The 264-nt window shown below is 64.0% G+C and carries 1 protein-coding gene; it reads left to right on the top strand.

Annotated elements, in window-relative coordinates; translation table 11 throughout:
- Window positions 1–264, top strand: a 264-nt coding sequence (locus R0J88_RS20950; protein ID WP_410901018.1) for a hypothetical protein, incomplete at both ends; no start/stop codon positions are given.

A 264-nucleotide genomic window follows, 5' to 3' on the forward strand; every position in this document is an offset into this window, starting at 1 on the left:
GAAGTTCACGGTGATCGACTCGGTGCTGTCGGAAGAGGCGGTGCTGGGCTTCGAATACGGTTACTCGACCGCCGAGCCGAACACGCTCGTGCTGTGGGAAGCGCAGTTCGGCGACTTCGTCAACGGCGCGCAGGTCGTGATCGACCAGTTCATCTCGTCGGGCGAAGTGAAGTGGGGCCGCGTGTCGGGCCTGACGATGCTGCTGCCGCACGGGTACGAAGGCCAGGGCCCGGAACACTCGTCGACCCGAATCGAGCGTTTCCT

It is taken from the genome of Pseudoalteromonas sp. SIMBA_162 (assembly GCF_046535955.1).
Lineage (GTDB): Bacteria > Pseudomonadota > Gammaproteobacteria > Enterobacterales > Alteromonadaceae > Pseudoalteromonas > Pseudoalteromonas marina.